Source organism: Pseudomonas sp. MWU12-2020, assembly GCF_023100605.1.
GTDB lineage: Bacteria > Pseudomonadota > Gammaproteobacteria > Pseudomonadales > Pseudomonadaceae > Aquipseudomonas > Aquipseudomonas fluorescens_H.
The window spans coordinates 14,846-40,796 of record NZ_JALMEX010000016.1 but is presented as its reverse complement, the minus strand read 5'-3'; the positions used below and the strand labels follow the sequence as shown (position 1 = coordinate 40,796).

The 25,951-nt window shown below is 60.9% G+C and carries 29 protein-coding genes; 11 read left to right on the top strand and 18 right to left on the bottom strand.

All coding sequences use genetic code 11. The features are described 5' to 3' along the window. Positions 1–24: 24 nt before the first annotated feature. From M0814_RS26335 to M0814_RS26285, 11 genes are all read right to left on the bottom strand, one after another. Positions 25–516, bottom strand: a complete 492-nt coding sequence (locus M0814_RS26335) for a DUF2878 domain-containing protein (protein WP_103485748.1) — start codon at positions 514–516, stop codon at positions 25–27. Then, positions 509–1,774, bottom strand: a complete 1,266-nt coding sequence (locus M0814_RS26330; RefSeq protein WP_003228144.1) for a cyclopropane-fatty-acyl-phospholipid synthase family protein — start codon at positions 1,772–1,774, stop codon at positions 509–511. Before M0814_RS26330 ends, M0814_RS26335 begins: the two co-directional genes overlap by 8 nt. Continuing rightward, complete coding sequence (locus tag M0814_RS26325) at positions 1,761–2,576, bottom strand: DUF1365 domain-containing protein (RefSeq protein WP_103485749.1); 816 nt, start codon at positions 2,574–2,576, stop codon at positions 1,761–1,763. The genes M0814_RS26330 and M0814_RS26325 overlap by 14 nt, the downstream gene beginning before the upstream one ends. Beyond that, a complete protein-coding gene (locus M0814_RS26320; protein WP_103485750.1) occupies positions 2,573–3,820 on the bottom strand; it encodes an FAD-dependent oxidoreductase in 1,248 nt (415 codons plus the stop codon). The genes M0814_RS26325 and M0814_RS26320 overlap by 4 nt, the downstream gene beginning before the upstream one ends. After that, a complete protein-coding gene (locus tag M0814_RS26315; protein WP_003228137.1) occupies positions 3,817–4,599 on the bottom strand; it encodes an SDR family NAD(P)-dependent oxidoreductase in 783 nt (260 codons plus the stop codon). The genes M0814_RS26320 and M0814_RS26315 overlap by 4 nt, the downstream gene beginning before the upstream one ends. Beyond that, entirely contained in the window at positions 4,596–5,018 is a 423-nt protein-coding gene (locus M0814_RS26310) for a nuclear transport factor 2 family protein (protein ID WP_003228136.1), read from the bottom strand. The genes M0814_RS26315 and M0814_RS26310 overlap by 4 nt, the downstream gene beginning before the upstream one ends. Then, on the bottom strand, positions 5,011–6,456 hold the full coding sequence (phrB, locus tag M0814_RS26305; RefSeq protein WP_103485751.1) for a deoxyribodipyrimidine photo-lyase: 1,446 nt from the start codon (positions 6,454–6,456) through the stop codon (positions 5,011–5,013). Before phrB ends, M0814_RS26310 begins: the two co-directional genes overlap by 8 nt. Before the next feature lie 11 nt (positions 6,457–6,467). After that, positions 6,468–7,409 (bottom strand): MerR family transcriptional regulator, encoded by a 942-nt coding sequence (locus M0814_RS26300; protein ID WP_103485752.1) that lies wholly within the window; start codon positions 7,407–7,409, stop codon positions 6,468–6,470. Then, positions 7,409–8,371, bottom strand: coding sequence for a DUF523 and DUF1722 domain-containing protein (locus M0814_RS26295; protein ID WP_003228130.1), 963 nt, complete (start codon positions 8,369–8,371; stop codon positions 7,409–7,411). Before M0814_RS26295 ends, M0814_RS26300 begins: the two co-directional genes overlap by 1 nt. 214 nt (positions 8,372–8,585) lie before the next feature. Then, entirely contained in the window at positions 8,586–8,801 is a 216-nt protein-coding gene (locus M0814_RS26290) for a TIGR02450 family Trp-rich protein (protein WP_103485753.1), read from the bottom strand. Next, the gene (locus M0814_RS26285) at positions 8,798–9,784 is read right to left on the bottom strand and encodes an NAD(P)/FAD-dependent oxidoreductase (RefSeq protein ID WP_003228126.1); all 987 of its coding nucleotides are present in this window, start codon (positions 9,782–9,784) and stop codon (positions 8,798–8,800) included. Before M0814_RS26285 ends, M0814_RS26290 begins: the two co-directional genes overlap by 4 nt. A 198-nt stretch (positions 9,785–9,982) precedes the next feature. On the opposite strand from M0814_RS26285, the gene M0814_RS26280 reads away from it, so the two are divergent. Together M0814_RS26280 and hemH are read left to right on the top strand one after the other, a co-directional pair. Next, complete coding sequence (locus M0814_RS26280) at positions 9,983–10,885, top strand: TIGR01777 family oxidoreductase (RefSeq protein ID WP_003228123.1); 903 nt, start codon at positions 9,983–9,985, stop codon at positions 10,883–10,885. A gap of 13 nt (positions 10,886–10,898) precedes the next feature. Continuing rightward, entirely contained in the window at positions 10,899–11,924 is a 1,026-nt protein-coding gene (hemH, locus tag M0814_RS26275) for a ferrochelatase (protein WP_103485754.1), read from the top strand. 118 nt (positions 11,925–12,042) lie between these two features. Here the strand turns inward: hemH and M0814_RS26270 are convergent, their stop codons facing one another. Together M0814_RS26270 and upp are read right to left on the bottom strand one after the other, a co-directional pair. Next, a complete protein-coding gene (locus M0814_RS26270; protein WP_003228120.1) occupies positions 12,043–13,317 on the bottom strand; it encodes a uracil-xanthine permease family protein in 1,275 nt (424 codons plus the stop codon). Between the two features lie 2 nt (positions 13,318–13,319). Next, positions 13,320–13,958 (bottom strand): uracil phosphoribosyltransferase, encoded by a 639-nt coding sequence (gene upp, locus M0814_RS26265; protein ID WP_003228118.1) that lies wholly within the window; start codon positions 13,956–13,958, stop codon positions 13,320–13,322. Between the two features lie 161 nt (positions 13,959–14,119). Here upp and M0814_RS26260 point away from each other — a divergent pair, with 161 nt between their 5' ends. From M0814_RS26260 to M0814_RS26250, 3 genes are all read left to right on the top strand, one after another. Next, positions 14,120–14,677, top strand: a complete 558-nt coding sequence (locus M0814_RS26260) for a hypoxanthine-guanine phosphoribosyltransferase (protein WP_003228116.1) — start codon at positions 14,120–14,122, stop codon at positions 14,675–14,677. Positions 14,678–14,810: 133 nt separating this feature from the next. Then, entirely contained in the window at positions 14,811–15,296 is a 486-nt protein-coding gene (locus M0814_RS26255) for a hypothetical protein (RefSeq protein ID WP_003228114.1), read from the top strand. A 63-nt stretch (positions 15,297–15,359) separates the two neighbouring features. Further along, entirely contained in the window at positions 15,360–15,647 is a 288-nt protein-coding gene (locus M0814_RS26250; RefSeq protein WP_003228112.1) for a PA4642 family protein, read from the top strand. A 185-nt stretch (positions 15,648–15,832) separates the two neighbouring features. Here the strand turns inward: M0814_RS26250 and mqo are convergent, their stop codons facing one another. Beyond that, positions 15,833–17,341, bottom strand: a complete 1,509-nt coding sequence (gene mqo / locus M0814_RS26245; protein WP_003228110.1) for a malate dehydrogenase (quinone) — start codon at positions 17,339–17,341, stop codon at positions 15,833–15,835. 705 nt (positions 17,342–18,046) lie between these two features. Continuing rightward, the gene (locus M0814_RS26240) at positions 18,047–18,280 is read right to left on the bottom strand and encodes a hypothetical protein (RefSeq protein ID WP_007912834.1); all 234 of its coding nucleotides are present in this window, start codon (positions 18,278–18,280) and stop codon (positions 18,047–18,049) included. 205 nt (positions 18,281–18,485) lie between these two features. Between M0814_RS26240 and M0814_RS26235 the strand changes: the two genes are divergently transcribed. Then, complete coding sequence (locus tag M0814_RS26235; RefSeq protein ID WP_003228101.1) at positions 18,486–19,070, top strand: YajG family lipoprotein; 585 nt, start codon at positions 18,486–18,488, stop codon at positions 19,068–19,070. A gap of 105 nt (positions 19,071–19,175) precedes the next feature. Here M0814_RS26235 and M0814_RS26230 read toward each other — a convergent pair whose 3' ends face one another. After that, positions 19,176–19,382, bottom strand: coding sequence for a hypothetical protein (locus M0814_RS26230; protein WP_045122054.1), 207 nt, complete (start codon positions 19,380–19,382; stop codon positions 19,176–19,178). Positions 19,383–19,576: 194 nt separating this feature from the next. On the opposite strand from M0814_RS26230, the gene M0814_RS26225 reads away from it, so the two are divergent. Continuing rightward, positions 19,577–19,855 carry a hypothetical protein gene (locus M0814_RS26225; RefSeq protein ID WP_103485755.1) on the top strand — a complete coding sequence of 93 codons (279 nt, stop codon included), beginning with the start codon at positions 19,577–19,579 and terminating at the stop codon, positions 19,853–19,855. 217 nt (positions 19,856–20,072) lie between these two features. Here the strand turns inward: M0814_RS26225 and M0814_RS26220 are convergent, their stop codons facing one another. Next, entirely contained in the window at positions 20,073–21,236 is a 1,164-nt protein-coding gene (locus M0814_RS26220; protein WP_003228096.1) for a 1-acyl-sn-glycerol-3-phosphate acyltransferase, read from the bottom strand. A 142-nt stretch (positions 21,237–21,378) separates the two neighbouring features. Between M0814_RS26220 and M0814_RS26215 the strand changes: the two genes are divergently transcribed. From M0814_RS26215 to M0814_RS26205, 3 genes are read left to right on the top strand one after another with little or no spacing between them, the layout of a single operon-like run. After that, positions 21,379–21,561: a CPXCG motif-containing cysteine-rich protein gene (locus M0814_RS26215; RefSeq protein WP_003228095.1), complete on the top strand. Its 183-nt coding sequence runs from the start codon at positions 21,379–21,381 to the stop codon at positions 21,559–21,561. Between the two features lie 10 nt (positions 21,562–21,571). Next, the gene (locus tag M0814_RS26210; RefSeq protein ID WP_003228093.1) at positions 21,572–21,832 is read left to right on the top strand and encodes a DUF2007 domain-containing protein; all 261 of its coding nucleotides are present in this window, start codon (positions 21,572–21,574) and stop codon (positions 21,830–21,832) included. Between the two features lie 36 nt (positions 21,833–21,868). Next, complete coding sequence (locus M0814_RS26205) at positions 21,869–22,492, top strand: SOS response-associated peptidase (protein ID WP_045122631.1); 624 nt, start codon at positions 21,869–21,871, stop codon at positions 22,490–22,492. Between the two features lie 105 nt (positions 22,493–22,597). On the opposite strand, the gene M0814_RS26200 is transcribed toward M0814_RS26205, so the two are convergent. Continuing rightward, the gene (locus tag M0814_RS26200) at positions 22,598–24,739 is read right to left on the bottom strand and encodes a methyl-accepting chemotaxis protein (RefSeq protein ID WP_103485756.1); all 2,142 of its coding nucleotides are present in this window, start codon (positions 24,737–24,739) and stop codon (positions 22,598–22,600) included. A 263-nt stretch (positions 24,740–25,002) separates the two neighbouring features. Between M0814_RS26200 and M0814_RS26195 the strand changes: the two genes are divergently transcribed. Beyond that, a complete protein-coding gene (locus M0814_RS26195) occupies positions 25,003–25,821 on the top strand; it encodes a M48 family metallopeptidase (protein ID WP_103485757.1) in 819 nt (272 codons plus the stop codon). Positions 25,822–25,951: the final 130 nt, after the last annotated feature.

Sequence of the window (25,951 nt, the reverse complement as noted above, 5' to 3'; positions counted from 1 at the left end):
CTGTGTGAAAGGCCTGACAGACGCTCAGTGGCTGAGCCGCCGTGCCATCGCGTGCAGCACCGGAAACAGTACCGCCCACAGCAGGCCGATGCCGATCAGGGTCGGAATTTCCCCGTAGGGAAATTGCACCCCGGCGAGGCGCCCGCCACCGTAATAGGAAACAGCGCCGCCGACCGCGCCCAGCGCGCTTGCCAGCCACCACGGACGAGCCGTCCATTGCAGACAGTGGCGCAACGTGGTGGCAAGCAGTGCCCAGAGCAGCATCAGCCAGAGCGGAATCAGCGGCGACGGATCCTGGAATTCGAACACGCCCGTCGCGCGCAACAGGCTGTCCACCGCTGTGCCGACAATCACCACGCTGAGAATCAAGCGACCCTCCGCAGACCAACTGCTGATCCAGCCCAGGTGAATCACCAGCACCGCCAGCGCCACCAGCAACCACAGACTGTTGCCGCCGATCACGCAGGCCAGCCAGCCGACCTGGAACAACACGGCATTGATCAGCCGCTCAAGCATCGAAGCGGCCGAGCAACGGCGCTGGCATTGCCGCCGGTTTGGCCAACAGCAATTGCGCGGTGCCGATGGTGCGCTCGAGGAACCCGCCTTCGCAGTAGCACAGGTAAAACTCCCACAGCCGCAGGAAGTAATCGTCGTAACCCAACTCGCTCAACCGGCCATGGGCGCGGCGAAAGTTCTCGTGCCACAGGCGCAGGGTGCGGGCGTAGTGCAGGCCGAAGTCTTCCATGTGCAGCAGGTTCATGTCGGTCTCGCGGCTGACCACTTCGAGCATCTTCTGCACGCAGGGCAGGGCGCCGCCGGGGAAGATGTAGCGCTGGATGAAGTCGACGCCGCGCTTGGCCTGCTCGTAGCGCTGCTCGCGGATGGTGATTGCCTGCAACAGCATCAGGCCGTTGCTCTTGAGCAGGTGCGCGCACTGTTTGAAGTAGGTCGGCAGGAAGCGATGGCCGACCGCTTCGATCATCTCGATCGACACCAGTTTGTCGTATTCGCCGGTGAGGTCGCGGTAGTCCTTGAGCAGCAGCGTCACCCGATCCTGCAACCCCAGTGCTTCAATGCGCTTGGCGGTGAACGCGTACTGCTCTTTCGACAGTGTCGTGGTGGTGACGCGGCAACCGTAATGCTGCGCGGCGTAGAGCGCCATGCTGCCCCAGCCGGTGCCGATCTCCAGCAGATGATCCTCGGGTTTGAGCGCGAGCTTCTGGCAGATCCGTTCCAGTTTGTTCAACTGCGCCTGTTCCAGGCTGTCCTCGGGGCTGAGGAACTGCGCGGCCGAGTACATCATGGTTGGGTCGAGAAACTGTTCGAACAGATCGTTGCCGAGGTCATAGTGCGCCGCGATGTTTTTCTGCGAGCCCTTGCGCGTGTTGCGGTTGAGCCAGTGCAGGCCTTGCACCAGCGGCCGGCTGAGGCGGGCCAGACCGCGCTCCATGGCGTCGAGCACGTCGAGGTTGCTGACGAACACGCGCACGACCGCCGTCAGATCTGGCGAGCTCCAGTAACCGTGGATAAACGCTTCGCCAGCGCCAATCGATCCGTTGCCGGCGACCATGCCCCAGACCGCGGCATCCTGGACATGGATTTCGCCGAGCAGGTGGCTGCCCGGCGTACCGAACATCAGGCGTTCGCCGTCCTCGACCACCAGCAATTGCCCGTGTTTGAGTTGACTCAGTTGCCGCAAAACGCCACGACGCAGCAGCGAACCGGTCAAACCGTTGGTGCTGAAGCGACTGGCCGACAGGCTAGAGGATTTCATGGCGGTGCTCCTTGGGAGGCACGGTGGCGATTTGAAAGCTGCCGTCGGCAGCCTGATGAGCAAAAATCGGGGCACGCTTGAGCAACAGGCGCACGGCTTGCCAGTAAATCGCCAGACAGGTTTTCGCGGTCATCCACGGAAAACGTCGCAAGTAGCGGTGCAGGCTGTGGCGGTCGAGGGGTTCGCGCTGCAGATTGAGCGTGGCGTCGAACAGCTTGTGCTCACCCTGCCAGTCGGCCATGTGCACGCCGAGCTTTTGCGCCGCCGGGCTGAAGCTCATGCGGTACTCGAGATCGCGTGGCAAAAACGGCGAGACATGAAAGGCCTTGGCCACGGCAAAGTGCTGGTGAAAGTCTTGCAGGTCGGTCGGTGTGCGGGCCGGCAGCACGTAGTGATAACGCTCGCGCCACGGCGTGTTGGTGACTTCGCAGAGAATCGCCGCCAGTTGCCCGTCGGCCTCGTGGCAATAAAAGAAACTCACCGGGTTGAACGCCAGACCCCAACTGCGTGGTTGGGTCAGCAGGCAGATCGATCCCTGCGGTTGATGGCCGATGGCGGCACCGACTTGCTGGCGTACCGCATCGATCAGGCGCATGCCATTGCCGGTGAAGGTTTTCAGGTAGTCGGTTTCGCGAAACGAAAACGGCGCAAAGCGGCTACGACTGGCGAGCGGCGACAGACCGAGCACGGCGTCCTGTTCCGCCAGATCGAGGTACAGCAGACCGATCCGGTAACGGAATTCGTGGCGTCTGGGCGAAAAGCGTCGATGGCCGATCCAGCCGCTGTACAGGGCGCTGTTCATAAGCTTTCCCCGAAGGCGGCAGCCACGCGCAAGGCGCTGACGACACCGTCCTCATGAAAGCCGTTGGCCCAGTAGGCGCCGCAGTAGTGGGTGTGCTGCTGACCGTCGAGTTCGGCCCAACGGTTCTGCGCCGCCACGGCCGCAAGGCTGAACTGCGGATGGGCGTAGGTGTATCGGGCAAGCACCTTGGACGGGCTGATGCCGGCGCTCTGGTTGAGGCTGACGCAGAACGTGGTGTCGCTCTGAATGCCCTGCAGGATGTTCATGTCGTAGGTGACGGCCGCGTGCGTATGGCCGGCGCCGCTCAAGCGATAGTTCCAGCTGGCCCACGCCAGTTTGCGGGTCGGCAGCAGACGGGTATCGGTATGCAGCACCACTTCGTTATCGGCGTAGGGCAGGGCACCGAGGATCGATCGTTCCGCCTGGCTTGGCGTCGCCAGCAATTGCAGGGCCTGGTCGCTGTGGCAGGCGAGCACAACCTTGTCGAAACGCTCGATGCCGGCCGGGCTGTGGATAACCACGCCGTGTTCGTCGCGATCGATGCGCGTCACCGGGCAACTGAGGCGGATCTTGTCCTTGAACGCAGCGGTCAGCGGTGCGACATAGGCACTTGAGCCACCCTCGATCACCTGCCATTGCGGGCGATCACTGACTGACAAGAGTCCATGATTCTTGAAGAAGCGCACAAAGAATTGCAGCGGGAAATTGAGCATCTCGGCCATGGGCATCGACCAGATCGCCGAGCCCATCGGCACGATGTAATGCAGGATGAAACGTTCGCCATAACCGCCGGCCTTGAGGTAATCGTCGAGCGTGGTGTCGGCGGCGATCCGCTGTTCGGCGAGGTCGCGCTGGGCTTCTTTGTTGAAGCGCAGGATGTCGCGCAACATGCCCCAGAACCCCGGCGACAACAGGTTGCTGCGCTGGGCGAACAAACTGTTGAGGTTGTTGCCGTTGTATTCCAGGCCAGTGTCCGGATCGGTGACCGAGAAGCTCATTTCCGTCGGTTTGAACGACACGCCGAGCTGGCCGAGCAAACGGATGAAGTTCGGGTAGGTCCAGTCGTTGAACACGATGAAACCAGTGTCCACGGCGTATTCGCGGCCTTCGACGGTCACCTCCACGGTGTGCGTGTGGCCGCCGACCCAGTCGCTGGCTTCGAACACCGTGACATCGTGTTGGCGATTGAGCAGATAGGCGCAGGTCAGGCCTGCGATTCCGCTGCCGATGATGGCGATTTTCACGAGGGTTCCTGCAGCGGTGGCGGTTTACGCACCATGCGTTTGCCGATCGCCAGTTGCACCCGCGACGGCAGTTTCGACAGCGGCCACAACGCCGCCATGAACAGCGCCGGGAAAGCGATCTCCAGTGGTCGATCCTTGAGTTTGGCGAAGATGTGCCGCGCGGCTTTATCCACAGGCCAGCTCAGCGGCATCGGGAAATCGTTTTTCGCCGTCAGTGGGGTATCGACGAACCCCGGGCTGATGATGGTGACCTCGATCCCTTCATCCGCCAGATCAATGCGCAGCGATTCGAACAGGTAACGCAGGCCTGCCTTGGAGGCACCGTAAGCTTCGGCCCGGGGCAGCGGCAGGTAGGTCACCGAGCTGGCCATGCCGATCAGATGCGGCGCGGTGCCCTTGCGCAGCAACGGCAGGGCGGCTTCGATGCAATAGCTGCTGGCCAGCAGATTGGTACGCACCACGTGCTCGATGATCGACGCGTCGAATTGCCGGGCGTCGACATATTCACAGGTCCCGGCATTGAGAATCACCGAGTCCAGCGAGCCCCAGGTCTCGCTGATCTGCTGACCGATCTCACGCACGGTCTGACTATTGGTCAAGTCTCCGGGCACCACCAGCACTTGGCCCGGGTAGCGCTGGGACAAGACTTTCAAGGGCGCCACCTGGCGTGAACTGACGGCCAGATGCGCGCCGCTTTTCAGAATCTCTTCGGCCAGCGCTGCGCCGATGCCACTGCTGGCTCCGGTCAGCCAATAACGCCGTGGAGGTGTACGACTCATCCCATTCTCCTTTTCAGCCAGGCGATCACCCGGCCCAATACGGGTAAATGTTCATACAGCATGGCCCCGGCATCGAAGTAATCCCGGTGGCGATAAACCTTGTCGCGCCAGAGCAGGTGCGAACACCCGGCGACGCGAATCAAACGACCACCGGCCAGACGCGGGTGGCGGTAACTCATGACCCAGCGCAGGTAACCTTCACAGTCGCCTATCTGGTCGAAGCCGTGGAAATCGAAACGCAGCTCGCTGACGTTGGCGTACAGCTCGCTGAAGTAATGACGCAGTTGCGCCAGCCCCTGCACTTCATGCAGCGGATCGGTGAAGTGAATGTCATCGCTGTACAGCTCGCCCAGACGCTGCAAGTTATCTTTGTCCAGCTCGGCGAACTGGCGGGCGAAGCGGCGCAGGAATTCACTCATGGACTTCTCCCGTGGACGAACGCGACGGCAGGCTCTTGAAGGCCGCCAGCGCCCGTTCGCGCGAAGCCCCGAGATTGACGATCGGCGACGGATAGTTGGCGACGCCGAACAGTCCACCGACACTGGCCGGGTTGTGTACTTCTTTCTTGTTCAGGCCGGCGAGTTCGGGCAACCAGTGCTTGATGAACAGGCCTTCGCTGTCGAATTTTTCCGATTGGCTGATCGGGTTGAAAATGCGGAAGTACGGCGCCGAATCGGTGCCGGTCGATGAGCTCCATTGCCAGCCGCCGTTGTTCGCCGCCAGATCGCCGTCGATCAAGTGACGCATGAAAAAGCGCTCGCCTTCACGCCAGTCGATCAGCAGATTCTTGGTCAGGAACATCGCCACCACCATGCGCAGACGGTTATGCATCCAGCCGGTTTCCAGCAGTTGGCGCATGGCTGCATCGATGATCGGCAAACCGGTGCGTGCTTCTTGCCAGGCCGCCAGATCGCCCGGCGCATCACGCCAGGCCAGCGCCTCGGTTTCCGGGCGAAACGCGCGGTGGCGCGAAACCCGTGGGTAGCCGACCAGAATGTGTTTATAGAACTCGCGCCACAGCAGCTCGTTGATCCAGGTCACCGCGCCGACCTTGCCGCTGTCGAACTCGCCTTGATTGCTTTGCAGGGCTGCCTGCAGGCATTGGCGTGGCGAGATCACCCCGGCGGCGAGATACGGCGAAAGTTGGCTGGTGCCGGGCTTGGCCGGAAAATCGCGCTCGCTCTGGTAGTAGTCGATCTGCGCGTCGGCGAAGGTATCGAGGCGGCGCCGGGCTTCCTGCTCGCCGGCCGGCCACAGCGCACGCAAGGACTCGCTCGGCGTTGCAAAACCGGCGATGGCTGCCGGTACCGGATCGCTGTCGATATTCAGCTTTGCCTGTTTGCCGGGCGTCTTCACCAGCGCCGGCATAGAGCGGTGCAGGCGTTCGTAGCAGACCTTGCGGAACTGGCTGAACACCTGAAAGTAGGTGTCGGTTTTGGTCAGCACCGTGCCGGGCTTGAACAGCAGTTGGTCAAGGTAGCTGTGGAAAACGATGCCTTTGGTCTTCAGGGCCACGGCCACGGCGGCGTCGCGCTGGCTTTCGTGGATGCCATATTCCTCATTGACGTGCACGGCCTGGACATTCAATTGCACGCAAAGCTCAAGCAGCACCGCCGGGGCCTGATCCCAATGATCAGCGGTGCGCAGCAGCAACGGAATGTTCAGCTCGCCGAGGCGGCTGCTCAGCTCACGCAGGTTGCGCAGCCAGAAGTCGACCTTGCATGCGGCGTCGTCGTGTTCCAGCCACTGCTGCGGGCTCAACAGATACACGGCAACCGTCGGCCCGCGCGCTGCGGCGGCCGCGAGAGCGGTGTTGTCATGTTGGCGCAAGTCGCTGCGCAGCCAGATCATTTGCATAGCGGATTCCATTAAATCAGCCCACGCTGGACGAGTGCCTGATGCGCCGAGAGCGGGTCTTCGGCCAGGATCAGATCAGCGATCTCAGGGGTTCTTACGGACAACTCGGTCTGGTGGATGCATACCGTTGGTCCGACCAGCAATGTGGGGGCACTGACGCCATTCAGCAGTTTTGGCAACTGCGCCAGGTTCATCGCCTTGCTGGAATACAGCAGCACGCCGCGCGCTTGCAGATGATCGACCGCCAGCGCCAGTTCTCCGGCCGATAGCGGCCAGTCGAACACTTGCACCGGGCAATCGGCGCTGCTGATCAGCCACGCGCAGAGCCACAGGTGCGGTTCCAGCGGCAGGTCCGAGTGATTGATCAACAGCAGCGGCGCGGTGTGTAACTGTCGATTGTTATGGTAGATGCGCGCGCCGAATTTGCTGCGTAACCAGGAATAAAAGAACACCCGCTCCATCTGCGCACCGAACTGGCCTTGCCAGCGCTGCTCGAGTTCGGTCAGCAGCGGCAGCAGCAACTGCTCACACAGGGTGCGCGGCGGATACAGGGCCATGGCCTGGTTGATGCTGTCGTCGAGGTTGCGCTCGTTGAGGTGGGTGACGGCGTCGAGCAATACGTTGCGCTGGCGCTGCCAGTCGTTTTCCACCGTTTCGGTAAAGGCTTGCGGGGTGTCGAGCAACGGCTTGACCTGACTGACCGCCACGCCCCGGTTGAGCCAGGTCAGGATGGTCAGAATTTGCTGCACATGTTCGCTGGAGTACAGGCGATGGCCCTTGGGCGTGCGTTGCGGCACGATCAGCCCGTAACGGCGCTCCCAGGCGCGCAGGGTGATGGCGTTGACGCCGGTCTGCCGCGCCACTTCGCGGATCGGCAGCCAGCCCTCGTCGAGGGCTTTCTTGAAGTCTGCACCCAGGTCTTCCTGGGCGCTGGTGTCGAGTGTGTCGTTCATCAAATGGCGTTTCGCAGGCTGAGGTTTTCCGGATGCGGCTGCAGGTAAACCTGCTGCGCAATGTAGGGATCCGGGTGTAGGCGAAAGTGGTGCTTGAGCAAGGTCAACGGCACCACCAGCGGCACGATGCCGTGGCGGTACTGGCCGATCACATGCTGCATTTCCTGTTTGTCTTCAGGGCTGATCGCCTGTTTCAGGTAGCCACTGATGTGCTGCAGGACATTGCTGTGGGTGCGGCGGGTGGCGCATTTCTTCAACGCGCTCATCAACTCGCTGAAATAGCGCGGGCCGAGTTCGACCGGATTGGTCTTGCCCATGTTGCCCAGCAGTTTGCCCAGGGCTTTGTATTGCTCCGGGTTGTGCGCCATCAGCAGGTATTTGTAGCGCGAGTGGAATTCGGTCAGTGCGCGGCGGCTCAAGCCTTGTTCGAGCACCTGCTGCCAGGCGCTGTAGGCGAGCACGCGGGTAATGAAGTTTTCCCGCAGCACTGGATCGTTCAGGCGTCCGGCTTCTTCCACCGGCAGATCAGGGTGCTGCGCGCAGAACGCCTGGGCATAGATGCCACGGCCGCCGCCATTCACCGGGGCGCCGTTGGCGTGATAGACCTTGACCCGCTCCAGACCGCACGAAGGCGACTGCTGCATGAAGATGTAGCCGCAGATGTCATCGAGTTCACCGGCCATTTTCTGCCCGTAGGCGGCCAGCGGTTCAGTCACATTGATTTGCGGATTGACTGTGCCGACGGCTTCGGGAGCCTCCGGATCGCCGACCAGACGGATCGGTTCACGAGGGATGCCCAGGCCAATGGCAACTTCGGGGCACACCGGGACGAATTCGAAATGTTCGGCCAGGGTACGGCTGCACAGCCGCGATTCTTTGTGCCCACCGTTGTAGCGCACTTCAGCGCCCATCAGGCAGGCGCTGATGGCGATTTTGGGCCGGGATGCAGAAAGGTCGGACATGCACACCTCGAATCTATTCCTGTACAGGGAGTTAGCTCTGTACAACTTTTCCTCAGCATAGATTCATACGTGTACAAGTCAAATCATTTGTATAAGTTTTTCCAGGTTTACACGATCGACTGTGGGAGCGGGCTTGCTCGCGAAGGCGTCAGCTCAGCTGGATCAATGTGACTGACACAGCGCTTTCGCGAGCAAGCCCGCTCCCACAGGGAAATCATTTCCAGCCCAGTAACCAGTGATCGTTGTTCTTCAACGTCTGCCAATCGAGGCGTTCTGCGCGCTTGGTCAACACCGCCTGCAACTCAATCTCCAGCACCGTACCTTCCTCATCGCGGAACAGCTCGGTGACCAGAAAATGTTTTTCGCGGTTTTGCGGGTGGGCTGCTGTCCACTTCGACAGCAGCAGTTTTTGCGGATTGATACGGTTCACTGCAGGTTCTCGTGCAAGCGGCGCGCGGCTTCCTGACCGCTGAGCCAGGCGCCTTCGACACGGCCGGACAGGCACCAGTCGCCGCAGGCGTACAGGCCCAAGTCGGCATCGGCCAGCGTGCCCCATTCGTGGCCGGTCGCAGGTCGGGCGTAGAGCCAGCGGTGGGCGAGGCTGAAGGTCGGAGCGGGCATTGCACTGTGCAGCAGTTCGGCGAAAGCGCCATGCAGTTGCTCGATGACCGCTTCCTTGGGCAGATCAATGTGTTGTCGGCTCCAGGCGCTGCTGGCGTGCAGTACCCAAGTGTCGCAAGTGGTGTCGCGCCCCGGTTTACTGCGGTTGCGCGCCAGCCAGTCGATGGGGCTGTCCTGCACGAAGCAACCTTCGATCGGCGTATCCAGTGGCGTATCGAAGGCGAGGGCGACGGCCCAGGTCGGGTCCATTTTCACCCCGGCGGCCGCACCGGCCAGTTTCGGCGCCGCGGCCAGCAATGCAGTGGCTTGCGGTGCCGGTGTGGCAATCACCACGTGGCTGAAGGGGCCGTGGGTGAAGCCTTCGGCGTCCTGCAGGTGCCAGTGTTCTTCCCCGCGAAAGACTTCGGTGATGCGGCAGGCGAAGTGGACTTCCAGATCACCGAGCAAGCCTCGGGTGATAGCGCTCATGCGCGGTGTGCCGACCCAGCGGATCTGCTCGTCCGGCGACAGGTTCAGTTTTCCACCCTGAAAGGTATAGAGCTGCGGCGTCCACTCGGCAACCCAACCTTCGGATTGCCAGCGTTGCACCTCGGTGACGAAACGCCGGTCGCGGGCGGTGAAGTATTGCGCGCCCATGTCCAGAGAACCGGCGTCGCTGCGTTTGCTCGACATGCGCCCGCCACTGCCGCGGCTTTTGTCGAAGAGCTGGACAGTGTGTCCGGCGTCTGTCAGGGCCTGGGCGGCGGAGAGTCCGGCGATGCCGGTGCCGATGATTGCGATAGGTACAGTCATAGGGGCCTCGTTTTACCTTTCTGTACAGACTACGCCGTCAATGAAACCTGTACAATTTTGTTTTTTGGTATAACTTCTAGCGTTCTCGTTCTGACAGCTTGGCCTATGGTTAAACAATAGAGCCTGCCCGATAGAAAAGATCCCTGCTTATAAAAATAGACTAGTGATCCGGGTAAAACGCCACGCGAGGAAGATGTCATGCGCATATTGCTGACCGGCGGTACTGGTTTGATAGGCCGTCAGCTCTGCCGACACTGGTCGGGACAGGGCCATCAGCTGACGGTGTGGAGTCGGCGTCCGGAAAAAGTCGCGAAAATCTGTGGCGCACAGGTGCGCGCGATTGCGCGTCTCGAAGACTTCGGCGACGAGCCGCTGGACGCGGTGGTCAACCTGGCCGGTGCGCCGATTGCTGATCGGCCATGGACCCATCGGCGCAAGGCGTTGTTGTGGAGCAGCCGCATCACCCTCACCGAAACCCTGCTGGCCTGGCTGGAAACGCGTCAGCAGAAACCGGGGTTGTTGATCTCCGGCTCTGCTGTCGGCTGGTACGGCGACGGCGGTGAACGTGAGCTGACCGAAGATTCGCCGCCAGTCATAGACGACTTTGCCAGTCAGTTGTGCATTGCCTGGGAAGAGACCGCCCAGCGTGCCGAAGGCCAGGGCATCCGTGTGGTGCTGGTGCGTACCGGGCTGGTGCTGTCGGCCGAGGGCGGCTTTTTGTCGCGGCTGTTGCTGATGTTCAAACTCGGTCTGGGCGGGCCTTTGGGCAATGGCCGGCAGTGGATGCCGTGGATTCACATCGATGATCAAATCGCCCTGATTGATTTTCTTCTGCACCGCGATCAGGCGAGCGGTCCTTATAATGCCTGCGCGCCCAAACCGGTGCGCAATCGCGAGTTTGCCAAAACGCTGGGCAGCGTGCTGCACCGCCCGGCGTTCATGCCGATGCCGGCCCTGGCCTTGAAGGTCGGGCTTGGCGAAATGTCATCGCTGTTGCTGGGTGGCCAACGCGCCATGCCGGCACGCTTGCTGGAAGCGGGTTTCACTTTCCAGTTCACGGATTTGCGCGCGGCTCTGGATGATCTCTCCGGCCGCCTTTGAAATAGGACGATGCATGACCGATCACGCCTTGCTTCTGGTCAACCTGGGTTCCCCGGCCTCCACCTCGGTGGCCGATGTACGCCGCTACCTCAATCAATTTCTGATGGACCCGTATGTGATCGACCTGCCGTGGCCGGTGCGGCGGTTGTTGGTGTCGCTGATCCTGATCAAGCGCCCCGAGCAATCGGCCCATGCCTACGCTTCGATCTGGTGGGAGGAGGGCTCGCCGCTGGTGGTGCTCAGCCGTCGTCTGCAACAGCAGATGACCACACAGTGGAGCCACGGTCCGGTAGAGCTGGCCATGCGTTACGGCGAGCCGTCGATTGAAACCAGGTTGCTGCAGCTGGTCGCAGCAGGGCACAAGCGCATCACGCTGGCGCCGCTCTATCCACAGTTCGCCGACAGCACCACGACCACGGTGATCGAAGAAGCCAGGCGGGTGATTCGCGAGAAGAAACTCGATGTGCAGCTTTCAGTGTTGCAACCGTTTTACGATCAGCCGGAATACATCGACGCACTGGTCGCCAGCGCCACGCCGCATTTGCAGCAGGACTACGATCACTTGCTGCTGAGCTTCCATGGCTTGCCGGAACGGCACCTGACCAAGCTCGATCCGACCGGTAGCCACTGCTTGAAAAACGCGGATTGCTGCCAGAATGCTTCGCCGGCCGTGCTTGCCACCTGTTACCGCGCCCAGTGCATGCGCACCGCCTCTGAATTCGCCAAGCGCGCGGGCATTGCCGATGGCAAATGGTCGGTGTCGTTTCAGTCGCGTCTGGGGCGGGCGAAGTGGATCGAACCCTACACCGAAGCGCGGCTGGATGAGCTGGCGAAAAGCGGCGTGAAAAAGATTCTGGTGATGTGCCCGGCATTTGTTGCCGACTGCATCGAGACGCTGGAAGAGATCGGTGATCGCGGCAAGGAACAGTTCCGCGAAGCGGGGGGCGAGGAGTTGGTGCTGGTGCCGTGCCTGAATGATGAGCCGCAATGGGCGAAGGCGTTGGCGACCCTGTGTGAACGAGCGCCGCTGGCGCTTTAAAGCCAAAAGCTTCGCGAGCAAGCCCGCTCCCACATTTGATCTACGGTGCGCTGAAGATCAAATGTGGGAGCGGGCTTGCTCGCGAAAGCTATCTGTCAGACAACAAGGATCTAAAGCCTTAGATCAGCGGCTCATCCGCCTTCTTGTTCTTCCAGCCATCATTGCCCGGCAGGATCAGGTTCAGCGCAATCGCCACCACCGCGCACAGCGCAATGCCTTTGAGGCCGAAGTCATCCGGGCCAGTACCGGTGCCGACCAGCACACCGCCGATACCGAACACCAGGGTCACCGACACGATCACCAGATTGCGCGCCTCGCCGAGGTCGATCTTGTGGCGGATCAGGGTGTTCATCCCCACCGCCGCGATCGAACCGAACAGCAGGCACAGAATCCCGCCCATCACCGGCACCGGAATGCTTTGCAGCAGCGCGCCGAACTTGCCGATGAACGCCAGGGTGATGGCGAAGATCGCCGCCCAGGTCATGATTTTCGGGTTGTAGTTCTTGGTCAGCATCACCGCGCCGGTCACTTCGGCGTAGGTGGTGTTCGGCGGGCCGCCAAACAGACCGGCCGCCGTGGTGGCGATGCCGTCACCGAGCAGGGTACGGTGCAGGCCAGGCTTCTTCAGATAGTCGCGACCGGTCACGCTACCCACGGCAATCACGCCGCCGATGTGCTCGATGGCCGGAGCCAGGGCTACCGGAACGATGAACAGGATCGCCTGCCAGTTGAACTCCGGCGCGGTGAAGTGCGGTAGCGCAAACCATGGCGCCGCCGCAATCTTCGCGGTATCGACCACGCCGAAATAGAACGACATGGCGAAACCCACCAGCACCCCGGAAATGATCGGCACCAGACGGAAGATGCCTTTACCGAACACCGCCACGATCAACGTGGTCAGCAGCGCTGGCATCGAGATCATCATCGCGGTCTGGTAGTGGATCAGCTCGGAACCGTCGCCCGCCTTGCCCATCGCCATGTTCGCGGCAATCGGCGCCATGGCCAGGCCGATGGAAATGATCACCGGACCAATCACCACCGGCGGCAGCAAGCGATCGATGAAACCGGTGCCCTTGATCTTCACGGCGAGGCCGAGGAAGGTGTAGACGAAACCGGCTGCCATCACGCCGCCCATGGTCGCGGCGAGGCCGAACTGGCCCTTGGCGAGAATGATCGGGGTGATGAAGGCAAAGCTCGATGCAAGGAATACCGGCACCTGACGCCCGGTGACGATCTGGAACAGAATCGTCCCCAGACCCGCGGTGAACAGTGCCACGTTCGGGTCAAGGCCGGTGATCAGCGGCATCAGCACCAGGGCGCCGAACGCTACGAACAGCATCTGGGCGCCGGACAGCACCGTGCGCCAGAGCGGATCGTTGAACTCTTGCTGCATGCTCACGCGTCCTTCTGCTTGGTACCGAAGATCTTGTCACCGGCATCGCCAAGCCCTGGGATGATGTAACCGTGTTCGTTAAGACGCTCATCGATGGACGCGGTGTAGATGGTCACATCCGGGTGAGCCTGTTCCACCGCGGCAATGCCTTCCGGCGCGGCCACCAGCACCATTGCGCGGATGTCCTTGCAACCGGCTTTCTTCAGCAGGTCGATGGTCGCGACCATGGAGCTGCCGGTGGCGAGCATCGGGTCGATGATCATCGCCAACCGTTCGTCGATTTCCGGAACCAGTTTTTCCAGATAAGTGTGCGCTTGCAGGGTTTCTTCGTTGCGGGCAACGCCCACAGCGGAAACCTTGGCACCCGGGATCAGGCTCAGCACGCCTTCGAGCATGCCGATGCCGGCGCGCAGGATCGGCACGACAGTGATTTTCTTGCCGGCGATTTTCTCCACCGACACAGTGCCGCACCAACCGGCGATATCGTAGGATTCGAGCGGCAAATCTTTTGTAGCTTCATAGGTCAACAGAGCGCCGACTTCCTGAGCAAGCTCACGGAAATTCTTGGTGCTGATATCGGCGCGGCGCATCAGGCCGAGTTTATGGCGGATCAGCGGATGGCGGATCTCGAGGATGGGCATGGAAAAACTCCGGCGGCGGGCAAAAAAACCGGCCTAGATTAATCTATCCGAGGGTGATGTCCTATAGGACATTGAGTACGTTAGTCCATTAAGGCTTGATTCGACCTCACGGGATGCGTACCTTTGCCCGCTTTTCCGAAAACATCCCCCTGGAGAGCGCCATGTCCGCTGATCTCGAGCATATCCGTCAAATCATGCGAGAGGCTGACTGCCTGTACACCGAATCTGAAGTCGAGGCCGCCATCGCCCGCGTCGGTGCACAAATCAACGAACAACTGGCCGATAGCAACCCGGTGGTGTTCTGCGTGATGAACGGCGGCCTGATCTTCTCCGGCAAACTGCTGACCCACCTGCAATTTCCGCTGGAAGCGTCCTACCTGCACGCGACCCGTTATCGCAACGAAACCAGCGGCGGCGACCTGTTCTGGAAAGCCAAGCCGGAAGTCTCGTTCATCGACCGCGACGTGCTGATCATCGACGACATCCTCGACGAAGGTCACACCCTGGGCGCGATCATCGACTTCTGCAAACACGCCGGCGCGCGCAAAGTGCACACCGCCGTGCTGATCGACAAGGATCACGACCGCAAGGCGCGTCCTGACCTGAAAGCAGACTTCGTCGGCCTGCCATGCGTTGACCGCTACATCTTCGGTTACGGCATGGACTACAAAGGCTACTGGCGCAACGCCAACGGGATCTTTGCCGTTAAAGGCATGTAAGCAAGATCAAAAGATCGCAGCGTGCCGCAGCTCCTACATGGGATTGATGTACACCCTGTAGGAGCTGCGGAACGCTGCGATCTTTTGCTTTTAAAAGACTGCTAAAGTGCTCGGCCCGCCCCCGGAGCCTGTCATGAGCCTTTTGATCCGCAGCCTTGCCGCCCTGTTGCTGACCCTCAGCCTGCCCCTGGCCGCCGCCCCGGCGCCGATGCACAGTCAATTTCTGCCGCCAGACGACCTGACCCTGCGCGATGCCGAGCCCGAGCAGCAACAACTGCTGCAAGTCACCGATTATTCGGTGGTGGTCGGTGCGCAACGCCAGTCCAATCAGCAGCCAATCCCCGTCACGTCGCCGCTGATGATCCGTCTCAAGGGCAAGTCGTTGAACAAGGGCGCGACCATCACCCAGGTGCTGGTCAATTTCGATGGCGAAAGCAAGAGCCTGAAAAAACCGGTTTATGACGACAAGAGCAAGACCCTGACCCTGTATTACCCGCTGGCCCAGTACCGGGTAGTGATCGATCTGCTGCGCAACGACACCGTCTATGTGCAATTCCTCAGTTACGCCAACGGCCACATCTGGGCCGATCTGCACACCGGGGCCGTTCGTTCGCGTTGAGCCTTGTGGCGGGGCAGGGGTAAACTGCCCGCCCCGTGTAATGTCTGCGAGCTGGAGTCGGCAATGCGTAAAGATAAGAAACAGGTGATTGGTGACGAGATCGGCGATGAGCAGATCAAGCTGTTCCTCGATTTTGAGCCGGTCGACGCCACTTCGCCGTCGCTGCACAAACTGGTCAAGGCCTATCGCGGCCTGCGCATCGATGACTTCGAACGCTTTCTGACCTTCTTCGTTGCCGCTGGCTACGACGTCGATGGCAAGGATGAGCACGGCAAGACCTTCGTTGAGCTGATCGCCGATCAGCGCAACGCCCCGGACTACATCGAACTGATCGAAAAAGCCCGCGCCTAACACCATCCCTGTGGCGAGGGAGCTTGCTCCCGCTGGGCTGCGCAGCGGCCCCAAGATCTTGTGAGCGCTGCGCACTCAAGCGGGAGCAAGCTCCCTCGCCACAGTGGTCGGTGGTTCAGCTAAGTCCTGGCCATAAAAAAACGCCCCGCACTCACTGAGTACGGGGCGTTTTTTATGGCGCAAGATCAAGCGAAGCTTGGGGTCTCGCTGCTTTCTTCAACCAGTTCCAGGGCGATGTTGTTCTGCGTGTTGATCTTGCGATACAGCGCAGCATCGGTTTCCAGAACCTTCTCGCGGGCTGGGAAGATCTCCGCCAGTTTGGCCGCCCACTCACCCTTGGCCTTGGCCGGGAAGCATTTCTCGATCAGCTCGAGCATGATCGAAACGGTCACCGAAGCCCCTGGCGAAGCGCCGAGCAGGGCGGCGAGGGAGCCGTCTTTCGCCGCAACCAGTTCGGTACCGAATTGCAGGATCCCGCCCTTTTTCGGGTCTTTCTTGATTATCTGTACCCGTTGGCCGGCCACTTCCAGGCGCCAGTCTTCGGCTTTCGCCTCCGGGTAGAAGCGGCGCAGGGAGTCCAGGCGCTGCTCCATCGACTGCATCACTTCGCTGACCAGGTACTTGGTCAGGTCCATGTTGTTTTTCGCCACTGCCAGCATCGGGCCGATGTTGCTGGCGCGAACCGACAGCGGCAGGTCCATGAAGGAGCCGTGCTTGAGGAACTTGGTGGTGAAACCGGCGTATGGCCCGAACAGCAGGGATTTCTTACCGTCGACCACGCGGGTGTCCAGGTGCGGCACCGACATCGGTGGCGAACCGACTGCAGCCTGGCTGTAGACCTTGGCCTGGTGGTGCTTGACCACTTCCGGGTTATCGCAACGCAGCCACTGGCCGCTGATCGGGAAGCCGCCGAAGCCTTTGCTTTCTTCGATGCCCGAAGCCTGCAGCAGCGGCAGGGCCGCGCCACCGGCGCCGAGGAAGACGAATTTGGCGTCGACTTCACGGCTGCTGCCGCTGTTGACGTCCTTGATGCTCACGGTCCAGCCGGCGCCGTTGCGCTTGAGGCCGGTCACGCGCTTGCAGTATTTGACCTGGGTGTCCGGTGCGCTGGTCAGGTGCTTGAGCAACTGATTGGTCAGGGCGCCGAAGTTGACGTCGGTGCCATTCATCACGCGGGTGGCGGCCAGCACCTCATCCGGCGAGCGGCCCGGCATCATCAGCGGCATCCACTCGGCCATCTTGGCCTTATCTTCGGTGTATTCCATGTCGGCGAAGGCATGGTGCTTGTGCAGCACGTTGAAGCGTTCCTTGAGGAACGACACGCCTTTGTCACCCTGAACGAAGCTCAGGTGCGGCACCGGGCTGATGAAGGATTTGCACGAGCCGAAGGTGCCTTTCTTGGTCAGGTACGACCAGAACTGCTTGGACACTTCGAACTGGGTGTTGATGTGCACGGCTTTCTTGATGTCGACGCTGCCGTCGGCTGCCTGCGGCGTGTAGTTCAGCTCGCACAGGCCGGCGTGGCCGGTACCGGCGTTGTTCCACGGGTTGGAACTCTCCGCAGCACCGGAATCCATCAACTCGACGACTTCCAGCTTGATCGCCGGGTCGAGCTCTTTGAGCAGTACTGCCAGGGTGGCACTCATGATGCCGGCCCCAACCAGAACTACGTCGACTGCTTCGTTATGCGCCATTTAACGCGTCTCCAAAATCTGCAGCACCAAATTGTCGGCATGGCTGCCAGGGAGTGACGGGGCAGGTCAGTTGCGCCCCGGATACCCATGGTCAGGTTCGTCATGTCCGAATCTTCGCAATTTTTCGCAACTTCGACGGATGCATGCGGCCTGGCTTCAAGAGTTGCATGAACTCATTTCAGCACGCGGCTGGCAATTCGACTTATGGTCGAGACATCCGTTTTGTGCAACCAAATCCGTAGCGGACAGGCTTCAGGCTCCGATGTTCGAGGTATCCCCGGTCCTGTGTCGTTGGGCTGTTTCAGACGCTAATGGTGCATGTTCAGACGCAAAACTATTCATTTGCTCGCCACACTCTTGTGAAGTTGTGAAAACCCGTTTTTTTCACGCTCTTTTGAAGACGTGAACCTCAAAAAGGGCTGTCCAGGCCTGGCACCGTGCCCGCAAAGGCAAAACAACGCGGTGGCCGAGCGTATGACAGCTCTGCAGATTCGCGAAAAGCGGGGTTTTGCCGGAAGAACAGGCAAGCGCGCCAACTTCACTCGATCTGTGTGGGCGGCTCTCTGTGGGCGATTTTGATGGCTAATGCTGGGCATTGCCGGTGTTGCGGGGCCCGATCAGGAGACGTCCTTATAATCGGGGGGAGATTGTATCGAAGAAATGCGCGCAGTTGCTCGTGTTTAATGACTTTTATTAGGCATCCGGTCAGATGCTCAACATCGCTTGCACGCGTGCGCGGGGCTGCGACGCTATGACGCGGGCGCTGGCGGGCAGTGGCTGGTGCAACCAGTTGAGACGGATTTCTTCGATTTCCACCCAGCCATCGCCCATCGGTTGCAGGCTGCACTGCTTGAATGCCTGGCAGTGACCGTTGCGGTCGAGCAGGGCAAAGCTGCGGTGCAGCGGACGTGGAGCGAACAACGAGATCAGATAACGCATGGCCAGGTACCTTGTTGGAGGACTGGTTTGAAGCTTGCCAAGTGGCCGTGACGCCAAGGTGTATGGGCGGTGAATAATCTGTGACAGGAACCGCATTCCCACGGGTGGGTCAGACATTCGAGTATTCACTGTCGAGTGCTGGTTACCCGCAGTGGCCCACCGCTATACTGCCGGCCTGTTTGTGCCTGATTCTGGAGAAAAGAGCATGTTGCAACGCCTGTTGTTCGGTTTGATCACTGTGACCAGTTTGACTCTGGTTGGCTGCGCCCACAGCCCGCAACAACTGAGCCCGGAACCCAAGCTGACCACGCAGTTGGCCCCGGTCGGCCATGGCCAGCAAGTGGTGGTGCGCGTGGTTGACGGTCGTCCGTCGCCAACCCTCGGCACCCGTGGCGGCCTGTACCCGGAAACCAGCGCCATCACCGTGCAGCGTGAGCAGATCCTGCCGAAGCTGCAGGCGCAGGCTGAAGCGGCGGTGCGTCTGCTCGGCTTCACCCCGACCAGCAACGGGATGAACGCGCCGCAACTGACCGTGACCCTGACCGAGCTGAAGTACCAGTCACCGAAAGAAGGCATGTACGTGACCGAAGCCACCATCGGCGCGACCTTCCGCTCCGATGTGCAGAGCGGCAACCGTCGCTACAGCGGGCGCTACGGTGCTTCGCTGGACCAGCGCTTCGGCATGGCGCCGAACCAGGAAACCAACACCAAGCTGGTCAGCGACGTGTTGAGCGATGCCTTGACCCGTCTGTTCAAGGACCCGACCGTAGGTCAGATCCTCGCCGAGTAAGCTGTTCGGCAGATGTGAAAAAGCCCGGCGCCAGTGATGGCGCCGGGCTTTTTTGTGGCCACACAATTTATCTGAATACTCATACAACTGTGGGAGAGGCGTGTGTCAGGCAGCCTGGGAGTAGAAGTCGAGCATGCTCACGCCGGTCAGCAGATCAGTCTCCGGCAAATCCGCGTGCTGATGCCCGCCGAGGGCGCAATACACCAGCCAGTGGCGATCCTGAACATTGAAGGCAAGACTGCCGACGAGGCTCTGTTGTTCGTCGGTCGGGGTGATGAGGTACAGGCGATCCTGGTTTTCGGCGTGAAGCATGTCGCGTTCCATGTGTGTTTCGAGGCGCGCATGGTGGCCGATGTAAATGACGATGCCGTGACACAGGGCAGCCATCGGTCGATTGTCAGGTTATTTGTCGCAAAGGGTAGGGTAGTGGAGGCGTGTTTCGGTAGAATCCGCGCCGCGGTCGTCGATCTGGCGCCTGCCACACCGATTCAGTTCCGAGGTCTGTGATGTCGCTGCACTTGATGACGCTGTTTACCGCCCATCCCGCCAAATTGATCAACCTGCTGGCGCTGGCTCTGGCCTTTCCAGGCAGTTGGCTGCTGCACGCGACCCGCCGTCGTGAACAACGCGCACTGGCCAGTATCGCCGCTCAACGCCAGGCTCAACCGAATGCCGAACCGATTCTGGATTGGGCAACGTTGCGCATGAACCGCTTTTTCTACCGCTTCGGTTTTGCCTGCCTCGGCCTGGCGCTGATCGTCTCGTGGGTCAGCACGCGCTTCTAAGGACAGCACAAACCCTTGTGGCGAGGGAGCTTGCTCCCGCTGGGCTGCGAAGCGGCCCCGATTCAGGTAAACGCGGTTTTTCAGGTATACCGCGTGATCTGGTTTTGCGACTGCTGCGCAGCCGAGCGGGAGCAAGCTCCCTCGCCACAAGGTTTGATTGAATCAGATAAAAAAACGGCGCCCCGAGGGCGCCGTTTTTGCGTCGAGTGGAAAGCGCTTACAACGGCAACCCAGCCTTCACCCGGTACTGATTACGCACCGGCGTCGCATATTGCAGCACCAGATACGGACGGTGCTCCTCAGGGCAGGCGTCCAGCCGGCGCTGCCATTCTTCCTGTGCCTTGGCCAGCTCATCGGCCGGGAACACCTCGGCGGCCTTCGGCACGTTCAGTTGCGGATCGGCATCGGCCCACATCGCATACGCCAGGTAATGCACCGGGAACAGGCGATAACCGCCGAGAATCTGCTTGTCCATCTCGACCGCCAATTGCTTGGTGTCTTCGAACAGCTCGGTGATCGGCGCGGCGAAGTTCACGTGCACCCGGCCCTTGTAGCCGGTGATGCCCTTGGCGATGCTCACGTCATCCTCGCCCGGTGCCTTGGTGTAGGTGCCGGTGGTGGCGCGGATGTACAACTCGCGGGCCTTGGCCTGATCGCACGGGTCGTATTCGTAGCTGATCGACACCGGGGTCAGGTTCAGCGACTGAATCACTTCGCCGAACGGCTCGTCCTTGCGGCTCATGTGGAACATCTTGAGGATCGCCGACTCGGTGCGGTCGTCACCATCCTTCGCCCGGCCCTCGGCCTGAGCGATCCAGATCGACGCGCAGTCGTTGCGGATCGAGTGGTTGATGTACGCCGACAGCAACTGATACGCCGCCATCTTCTCGCGGCGCCCGGTGATCGAGCGGTGCACGATAAAGCTCTTGTTCAGACGCATCAGGTCGCTGACAAAAGGCTTTTGCAGCAGGTTGTCACCGATCGCGATGCGCGGGGTCGGCAGGCCGGCGTGGTACACGGCATAGTTGACGAAGGCCGGGTCCATCACGATGTCGCGGTGGTTGGCGATAAACAGGTAGGCGCTGCCGGACTTGAATTGCTCGACACCGGTGTAGGTCACGCCATCAGTGGCGCGCTCGATGGTGTGGTCGACGTAAAACTCGACTTTGTCCTGCAAAGTGGCCACGGAGGTCACGTCGGCAAACTCACGACGCAGCCGATGGGCTATAAGTGGTTTGAGCATCCAGCCGAAGGCACCGGCAAAACGCGGGAAGCGGAAGTGGGTGAGGATATCTAGAAACGCCTTGTCGCCGAGCAGTCTTGCCAGTACCGCAGGTACTTCGCTGTCGTCGTAAGGTCGGATGGCATCGAATTCGCCCATCATGCTCTCTTGTTGGAAACGGCTAGGGTAAGTAAAGGTTTTGATCGAAAACCAGCGGGGCACGGTCTGAAAAGGTAGCCAGACAAAAATAGCCCTGCAAATAGACCGGCGATTATACGCACAAGTCACCTGGGAGACCGCGATGCTGGAAAGCGCACTGTATGAATGTCCGTATTGTGGTGAAGAGGTCGAGACGACGGTGGACTTGTCCGGCGGCGATCAGACCTACATCGAGGACTGTCAGGTGTGTTGTCGACCGATCACGTTTGTCTTGCAGGTGCATGGCGAAGATTGGTTTCTGGAAGTTTTCAGAGAAGACGAGTGAGGGGGCGCCCATGCAGCGAATCTACGAGCCGGAAAACCTGATGGAAGGCGAGATGCTCAAGGGCATGCTCGCCAGTGAGGGCATCGAGGCGCACCTGGTGGGCCGGGATCTGCTGGGCGGCACCGGGGAATTGCCGATTTTCGGCCTGCTCGGCCTGTCGGTCGAAAACGACCAGGCCGAATACGCCCGCGAACTGATCACCGCGTACAATGCCGCGCTGCCGCTGCCCGGCGATGAACCGGAGAGCTTCCCCGGGACGCTGGTCTGTTAGGCTGACGTTCGTTTTATTTTTGAGTCGTGTTGCGCCATGTGTGGACGTTATGCCCTGTTTCGCTGGAACCGCGACTTCGCGGCCCTGCCCGGATTTCCCGCCGATCAGCAGGCGCAGTGGAACATTTCCCCCAATGATTCGGTGTTGATGCTGCGTGCCGAGGCCGACGGCCAACGCACCCTGGCCCGCGCCCGTTGGGGCCTGACGCCGCCGTGGCTGACCGATCTGTCGCGTACCCCGGCGCATGCCCGGGCCGAAACCGTCGCCGAGCAACCGATGTTCCGCGAGGCGCTGCGCCTGCGTCGTTGTCTGTTGCCGGCCAACGGTTTCTACGAATGGCGCGGCAACCTGCGCAAGCGCCCGTACTGGCTGACGCCGGGGGAGGGCTCGTCGCTGTTTTTCGCAGCGATCTGGGAGGCGTATCCGGTGCAGGAGCAGGTGTGGCTGAGCACCGCGGTCATCACTCAGCCGGCGGCCAGTCAGCGCCGACCGTTGATTCTCGATGAGGCGGGGCAGGCGGCATGGCTCGATCCTGCGACGCCGCTGCATGTGCTGCAGGGCCTGCTCGCCAGTGAGCCCGCAGCGTTGCGCGAGCGGGTGTTGGCGAATCTGATCAATGATCCGAAGCTCAATGGGCCGGAGTGCCTGACTCCGGGTTGATTTGATGCTGTGCCGCCCTCTTCGCGAGCAAGCCCGCTCCCACAGGTTTTGTGAACGCCGCAAAATTACTGTGGGAGCGGGCTTGCTCGCGAAGGGGCCTTTGGATCAGACCTTGAACTGATTGATCAACCGCCGCTGCTGCTCCGCCAATTTCGTCAGGCCGGCACTCGCCGAACTCGACTCATCCGCACCGCCCGCGACTTCATTCGCCACCTGACCGATATTGATCACGTTGCGGTTGATGTCATCGGCCACTGCGCTCTGCTCTTCAGCAGCACTGGCAATCTGCGTGTTCATGTCATTGATCACCGACACCGCCTGAGTAATCGTCTCCAGCGCCTCGGCCGCTTTCGCCGCGTGCTGCACGCTTTCGTCGGTGCGGTTCTGGCTGTCCTCCATGACCCGCACCACATCGCGGGTGCCCTGTTGCAGTTGCTGAATCATGCTCTGGATTTCTTCGGTGGCCTTCTGGGTCTTCTGCGCCAGATTGCGCACCTCGTCCGCCACCACGGCAAAGCCGCGACCCTGCTCGCCGGCCCGCGCCGCTTCGATCGCCGCGTTCAGCGCCAGCAGGTTGGTCTGCTCGGCGATCCCGCGAATCGCGGTGAGAATCGCGTTGATGTTTTCGCTGTCCTTGGCCAGCGTCCGCACCACGTCCACCGCTTTGCCGATTTCCAGCGCCAGCGCACCAATCGAGTTCGACGTATCACGGACGATCTGCATGCCCTGACCGGCGGCCTGATCCGCATGGCTCGCTGCCTGAGCCGCTTGGGTAGCGTTGCGCGCCACGTCCTGCGCAGTGGCGGTCATTTCCTGCACCGCGGTGGCGACCTGATCGATCTCGGCCATTTGTTTCTGAATGCCGATGTTGGTGCGGATCGCGATGTCGGCAGTGTGCTCGGAGGAATCGCTGACACTCTGCACCGACGTCACCACCTGCGTGATCATCGCCTGCAATTTGGCGAGGAAGGTGTTGAAGCCCTTGGCAATCGAGCCCAGTTCATCACTGCGATCACTGCTCAAACGACGGGTCAGATCGCCTTCACCTTTGGCAATGTCATCCAGCATGGCGACCATTTGCTTCAGTGGTCGGGCGATGCCGTGACCCACCAGCCAGATCACCAGCAGACCGATGGCGGCAATGATCAGGCCGACCATGGCCATGCCAAAGGTGTCGGATTTGCGCTGGGCGTCGAGATCGGCCTGGAGTTTTTGCAGATCGGCCATCACCGCGTTCAACGGCAGTTGCAGCATCAGCGTCCAGCGCGCGTCGGTCTGGCCGATGCCGAACGGCAGGTACAGTTCGATGCGGCCCTTGTCTTTGTTCACCGAGTAGGTGACTTCGCCGCGCTTGAGGTTGGCCATGTTGGCGATCTGCTCGGCGTCGAGGATGTCGCTGACTTTCTCGCCAAATTTGCTCGGGTCCTTGGTGTAGGCGACGATCCGGCCGTTGCCGCCGATCAGGGCCATTTGTCCGGCGCCGCTGTACAGTTTCTGGTTGGCACCGAGGAGCATTTCCTGGATGAAGTTCACCGACAGGTCGGCGCCGACGATGCCCTGGAATGCGCCGTTGAGCATGATCGGTTCAATAAAGGAGGCGAGCATGACGATCTTGTCGCCGACCTTGTACGGCGCCGGATCGATCACGCAGGATTTCTTGCTCTCTTTCGAGCACAGGTAGTACTCGCTGGCCCGTACGCCAGTGGACAGGACTTTCTGGTCGTCGACGTCCGCCAGTTTGTCCAGGCCCAGGGTGCCGTCGTCATTGCGGAACCACCAGGGCAGGAAGCGTCCGTTGGCCGCGTCGATACCGACCACGCGGGTGCCGACGTAGGCCGCGTCATTGTGGTCCAGTGCGTTTTTTTCCCAGCCGATGTAGGTGCCGAGAATTTTCGGGTTCTGCTCGACGTTCTCCTTGATCAGGCTGATCAGTTGCTCGCGGCTGATGGTCAGTCGCGGCTGGCCGTCGGCGCCCGGCGTGCCGAGTAGCGCGTTGACCCGCACCAGTCCGCCGGCAATCAGCAGCGGCGCTTCGAGTTCGCGCTGGATCTGGCTGACCTGAGTCTGCGCCAGCGAGGTCAGGCGTTGTTCGATGACTTGTTCGAACTGCGCCTGGGTGCGCTGTTGCACCATGTCTTGCGTGCGGGCACCGGAAAACAGCGCGTACAGCACCAGCGCGGCGACCACACTGAGCACGATGGCGCCGGCCAGGGCGGCGACGGAAAACTGGATAGACTTGAACTTCATGGGAGCTCCGCACGCAAGAGGACGTCTGCGCTGTTGTATCGGCAGCAGGCATTGCGCCATGAGGGCGGTGCGAAGCAATGCGCGGCAGATGTCGCAAATGGATCAGTGTGCGGCGCAGCTGTGCAGGACTTGCGCAGGCGTGTGAATTTTTTCCTACAGGGGCAGCGGCCAATTTCTGAAAGTGCATGCAACGCGTCTGTTGTATCTGGCGTCGATACAATTGACCCCCTACGATACGCGGCATGTTTTCAGGGAGCTTTTGAATGAACAAGACATTGGTTGTAAGTGCACTGAGCGCAGCGCTGTTGCTGGCAGGTTGTCAGTCGGTCAACACCACCAGCGGCGGCGCGGTGGGCGTCGAGCGCAAGCAGTACATGTCCAGCCTGCTGTCCTCGCAAGAGGTCGACCAGATGTATGCCCAGTCCTATCAGAAGACCGTTGGCGAAGCGTCGAGCAAAGGTGTTTTGGACAAGACCAGCCCGGAGGCCAAGCGGGTTCAGGCGATTGCCAACCGGCTGATTGCCCAGGCGCCGACCTTCCGCCCCGACGCCGCGCAATGGCAGTGGGAGGTCAACCTGATCAAGAGTGATGAGCTCAACGCCAACTGCGGCCCTGGCGGCAAGATCATTGTCTACACCGGGCTGATCGACAGCCTGAAGCTGACCGACGATGAAATCGCCGCAGTCATGGGCCATGAAATCGCCCACGCCCTGCGCGAGCACGGACGTGAAGCGATGTCCAAGGCCTACGCGATTCAGATGGCCAAGCAGGGTGCCGGTGCGTTGTTCGGTCTGGGTCAGGACAGCCTGGCGCTGGCCGACGCCGTGGCCAAATACGGCATGACCTTGCCCAACAGCCGCGGCAACGAAAACGAAGCCGACCTGATCGGTCTGGAGCTGGCCGCTCGCGCCGGCTACAACCCGAACGCGGCGATCACCCTGTGGGACAAGATGAGCAAGGCCTCGGAAGGCGCACCGCCGGAATTCATGAGCACCCACCCGGCCTCGGCCAGCCGGATCGCCTCGCTGCAGGCGGCGATTCCGAAGGTGATGCCGCTGTACGAAAAAGCCCCGAAATCCTGATCAGCACCAAGGCAAGGCGAACTTGATTTTGTGGCGAGGGAGCTTGCTCCCGCTCGGCGGCGCAGCCGTCGCAAACCCTGCCAATGCGGTGTTCATGTTTGATCGCATTGGCAGTATCAGGGCTGCTTCG